Below are 4,547 nucleotides of genomic sequence, written 5' to 3' on the forward strand. Positions count from 1 at the left end.
TTGCAATGTAAATCAGAAAATTTTTACGGGTCACCCGGATCGCGATACAAGTAGAAATCACGGTTAAATCAATTTGTGCATTTGTTTGACGAGGCGCATGAGAACGGTGCCGTGATCTTGCTCTTGCTAGGGGTTCGCTAAGGGTGGTGAGCTCAACGTATCTACACGTCTACGGCGCGCATCGTGGCGGCGAACCGTGCTTCGTCCGGGCGCAACGTCAGCACGCGGACGCCGTCATGAGTGACCGCAACCGTGTGCTCGAACTGTGCGGAGAGCTTCTTGTCCACTGTGACAACGGTCCATCCGTCATCCTCAGTCCGAACAGTCCTGCGCCCCTGGTTCAGCATGGGCTCGATGGTGAAGACCATGCCCTCTCGCAGCGCAAGGCCGGTGCCTGGCTTTCCGTAATGTAGCACTTGCGGTGCTTCGTGCATCTCGCGTCCGATGCCATGGCCGCAGTATTCCCGCACGACCGAATAACCGTTCTGCTTTGCGTGCGACGCAATGGCGAAGCCGATGTCGCCAAGCTTGGCGCCTGGGCGCACTGCACGGATGCCCTTCCACATGGCTTCATAGGTGGCGCGAACGAGCCGCCTCGCCATGGGCTCCACATTTCCGACGAGGAATGTTTTGCTGGAATCCGCGATATAGCCCTGCTTCTCGAGCGTGATGTCAAAATTGACGATATCGCCGTCCTGCAAAACCTCATCCTTCGACGGCACGCCGTGGCAGACAACCTCGTTCCTCGAACTGTTCAGTACGAAGCCATAGCCATACTGGCCCTTGCTGGCGGGCCGCGCGTCGAGCTGATCGACGATGAATGCCTCGACGAGGTCGTTGACCTGCAAGGTGCTCAATCCGGCGAGCGGTTGTCCATCCAGATGCGCGAACACCGACGCGAGCAGACGCCCAGACTCCGCCAGCAGCTCAACTTCGGGCGGCGTCTTCGTCATGCCGCCGCAGCTGCGAGATCAGGTGCGTCGACGCCCGCCTGCTTCAGCTCACGTGCCACAAGCTCTTGGAAGGTGAGGCCCGGGTTCAGCTCGCAGAGCATGCCGATCTTGATCCAGAACGCCGCCTGGGCGTTGATCGATCGATAGGACGCCTTGCTCGCCCGGCGCAGCTGCTCATGCAGCTCATCTTCGATATTGACGATACCCACTGAGCGCTCCTGAATATACGATTCGTATATGTTTTATATATTCTGGCTTAGCGTGTGGCAAGTGGTTCGCAGGCGCCCGTCGTGCCGACAAGCCAGGCTGGCGCTTTCGCGCAGGATGGTAAGACCGCGTCGCCCTGGTATTCGCCTGATTATGTCGCTTTTAGGGGCCGCGTCAGATCATCGGGCTTTGGACTTGTTCAGGGCCACGGCTGAACTTATCAGCGCCTTGAAGGCATCTTCGTCCACTTCAGCGCCCTCGTGGATGTCTATCGCGCGCCTGGTGTTGCCTTCAAGGCTGGCGTTGAACAGGCCTGAAGGGTCCTCGAGCGAGGCGCCCTTGGCGAATGTCAGCTTCACGGCGCTCTTGTAGGTCTCGCCGGTGCAGATTATTCCATCGTGAGACCACACCGGAACGCCGCTCCACTTCCACTCCTCGACCACTTCGTCGTCCGCCTGCTTGATGAGTGCGCGGACATGGGAGAGCGTCTTGCCCCGCCAGTCGTCCAGTTCCTTGATCCTGGCGTCGATCAGCTGGGACGGGGAGCCCTCGGTCGCTGCGCTCTTTTTCATGTTGCTTGCAACGCTATCGCTTCGGAAACAGGAACGTCACAGCCGTGCGGAAGCCAAAACCGTCGGGCCCGGTGTCCGGGGTCTCGGCCCAATAGCGCACGCCCGCCATCAGGCTGATCGGCTGCTTGTCGAGCACGATGAGCTTGGAGACAGTGAAATTGACCGGCACCGACCACTCCGAGGCCTCCCAATTGTAGGTGCTCTCGGTGTTCAGCGCGAATGTCCAGGCATCCTTGGTGGTGTAGGAAACGAAGGGCTGCAGGAAAGTCGAACTGATGTTGCTGCGGTCGTCGTCGCCGGCGAAGGACCAGATGTGGTTGGCGAGGATGCCTACGGTCCAGGGGCCTTCCTGCTTGAGTGCCACGCCAGTCGGGCCCGCGCCCCATTTCTCGCCGCCGAGCAGGTCGTCCGTCGCGGTGGGAACCAGAAAGACCGGGCCAACGCCCCAGATGACGCCGTTTGGTCCGGGCACCTTCGGCGAGAAGAACAAGCTCTGGGTGGTGTCGCCGAGGCCGAACTGGCTGCCCGAATCTCCGGCGATGTCGTTCTGCCAGGCGACCGGCAGGATCGTCCTCGAAATGATTTCCCAGTTGTCATTCAGCGAAAACGGGATGACGGGCTGGATGTTGACATAGGCCTTGTCGCCGTCGTTCGGACCATAGCCGCTGTCGTAGTTGAACTGGAACGGCACGCTGATCATTGAAGCGATCGGATTGGACAGCTTCTTTGCCAGATCCGAGGCGTCCTGGGCGAACGCAACATTCGACAGAAAAAGGGTGGGTAGAAATATGGATGCGACCCGTCCCGCCGCCATACTGGGAATTAAAAAAGACATGCTCACCTCTCCGCCAGGGCCCTTCGCCAAAGATCACTGTTCGTGCGAGGGCGTCAAGGGAGCGCTACAGCAAAGCGCGCGACGGCTGGGCCTATTTGACCGACCCATGCGGCTCCTTGCCGTCGAGATAGCCCAGGTCGCGGTTGAGGTGATCGGACACGTAGCGTGGGTCGAATTGGGCCCGGCGCCCGCTTCGGCCGCTGCTTGTCATCAACAGTGTAAGCCATGTCTGGAGCGGGCCGAGCGCTGTGGCAAGAAGGGGCGTGGCGTCAAGGAACCGGCGGATTTGCTCAAGCTGCCGCAGATCGACCCCGGCGACATCTGGTGGCGTGCCTGGTTCGAAGGAGCGGGGTGGCCGACGGATGCGCTGCCTATGCGCCAGGCGCCGAAGATGGGCTCGCAGGCCTATGAGGCGATCGCGGCGATTGGCGGCCGTGGCGTGGCGATGCTGACACCGGTCTTCTACAAGCAAGAGCTTGCCAGTGGCGCCCTGATCCAGCCGTTCGACCATGTCGGCTCCGACKGCTCCGGCTTCTGGCTGGTCTATCCCGAGGAGCGTCGCAATGTTCCCAAGATCAAGGTGTTTCGCGAATGGATCCTGGCCGAGATCGAGCGGACGCTTGGGCCGGCCGGGTAGCCGCTCCCTTGCGGCCTCGAGGTCGAGCGGGATAGAGCGGGGTGTCGCATCGAACCGGCGGAGGAGGCCTGACATGGCGCAGAAGGTGATTGGTCTGTTGGGCGGCCTGAGCTGGGAAACCTCGGCCGAATATTACAGGATCATCAACGAACAGGTGCGCGAGCGGCTTGGCGGGCTGCATTCGGCGCGGCTGTTGATGTGGTCGTTCGACTTCGCCGAGATCGAGGCGCTGCAAAGTGCCGACCGCTGGCAAGAGGCGACGGTCGAGATGATCGACGCCACGCGGCGCCTGGAGCGCGGCGGCGCGGATTTCGTCGTCATCTGCTCCAACACCATGCACCGCATGGCCGATGAGGTGCAGGCGGCGATCGGCATTCGATTGCTGCACATCGCTGACCCCACTGCCGAGAAGATACGCGCGGCGGGCCTGCGCCGCGTAGGCCTTTTGGGTACCGCCTTCACCATGGAACAGGATTTCTACAAAGGCCGGCTAGTCGCACAGCATGGGCTGGACGTGCTGGTGCCCGAAGCCGACGACCGGGCGGTGGTGCACCGTATCATCTATCAGGAGCTGGTGCAGGGGCGCATCGAAGCGTCGTCGCGGAAAGCCTATCGTGAGGTGATCGCGCGCCTCGTCGCGCGTGGTGCCGAGGCGGTCATTTTGGGCTGCACCGAGATCATGCTTTTGGTCGGGCCCGAAGATAGCGCTGTGCCGCTGTACGACACGACCGCGATCCACGCCGAGGTGGTGGTGGAGATGGCGCTGTCCTGACGGAAGTCAGTGCGACGACAATTCCAGCCTGCGCGTGATGCCGATGCCTTGCAGGAACGCTTCGTCGTGGCTGACCACCAGAAGTGCGCCGTCATAGGCCAGCAATCCCGCCTCGACGGTCTCGATGGAATCGATGTCGAGATGGTTGGTGGGTTCATCGAGGATGAGCAGCGGCGGCGGCTTCGTGCCGCCCAGAACGCAGGCGAGCCCGGCGCGCAGCAGCTGGCCGCCACTCAGGCTTGAGACGATCTGCAAGGCGGCATCGGCGCGAAACATGAAACGCGCAAGGGCCGCGCGGCAGGCATTTTCGCCGGCACCGGGATTGATGCGGCGGAAATTGTCGCGGATCGAAGCCGAGGGATCGAGCAAGGTGACCTGCTGATCCAGCATGGCGAAGTCGGTCATGACGCGCACGCTGCCCGACCATGGCAACAATTGCCCCGCAATCATGGCGAGCAAGGTGGTCTTGCCCGAGCCGTTGGCGCCGGTGACAGCGACGCGCTCCGGGCCCGATATGGCGAACGACAGATCCTCGATGATCGGACGGCCCTTGAGGTAGCCAGCGCTCACC

Annotated in this window: 7 protein-coding genes; 2 read left to right on the forward strand and 5 right to left on the reverse strand. The window is 61.8% G+C overall.

Going from position 1 to position 4,547, the window contains the following annotated elements; genetic code table 11:
- Nucleotides 1–161: 161 nt before the first annotated feature.
- The 4 genes from map to AC1DUU_RS24005 form a co-directional block, all read right to left on the reverse strand.
- Nucleotides 162–953 carry a type I methionyl aminopeptidase gene (map, locus tag AC1DUU_RS23990; protein WP_476785883.1) on the reverse strand — a complete coding sequence of 264 codons (792 nt, stop codon included), beginning with the start codon at nucleotides 951–953 and terminating at the stop codon, nucleotides 162–164.
- Nucleotides 950–1,162 (reverse strand): ParD-like family protein, encoded by a 213-nt coding sequence (locus tag AC1DUU_RS23995; protein WP_476785884.1) that lies wholly within the window; start codon nucleotides 1,160–1,162, stop codon nucleotides 950–952. Before AC1DUU_RS23995 ends, map begins: the two co-directional genes overlap by 4 nt.
- A 177-nt stretch (nucleotides 1,163–1,339) precedes the next feature.
- Entirely contained in the window at nucleotides 1,340–1,732 is a 393-nt protein-coding gene (locus AC1DUU_RS24000; protein WP_476785885.1) for a DUF1801 domain-containing protein, read from the reverse strand.
- Between the two features lie 13 nt (nucleotides 1,733–1,745).
- Entirely contained in the window at nucleotides 1,746–2,546 is an 801-nt protein-coding gene (locus AC1DUU_RS24005) for a transporter (protein ID WP_476785889.1), read from the reverse strand.
- A 127-nt stretch (nucleotides 2,547–2,673) separates the two neighbouring features.
- Between AC1DUU_RS24005 and AC1DUU_RS24010 the strand changes: the two genes are divergently transcribed.
- Nucleotides 2,674–3,204 carry a LysR substrate-binding domain-containing protein gene (locus AC1DUU_RS24010; protein ID WP_476785886.1) on the forward strand — a complete coding sequence of 177 codons (531 nt, stop codon included), beginning with the start codon at nucleotides 2,674–2,676 and terminating at the stop codon, nucleotides 3,202–3,204.
- Between the two features lie 73 nt (nucleotides 3,205–3,277).
- The gene (locus AC1DUU_RS24015) at nucleotides 3,278–3,976 is read left to right on the forward strand and encodes an aspartate/glutamate racemase family protein (protein ID WP_476785887.1); all 699 of its coding nucleotides are present in this window, start codon (nucleotides 3,278–3,280) and stop codon (nucleotides 3,974–3,976) included.
- Between the two features lie 6 nt (nucleotides 3,977–3,982).
- Here the strand turns inward: AC1DUU_RS24015 and AC1DUU_RS24020 are convergent.
- The coding region (locus tag AC1DUU_RS24020) for an ATP-binding cassette domain-containing protein (RefSeq protein ID WP_476785888.1) at nucleotides 3,983–4,547 on the reverse strand (565 nt) is incomplete at its 5' end.

This window comes from Aminobacter sp. P4_H6_2 (genome assembly GCF_056400805.1).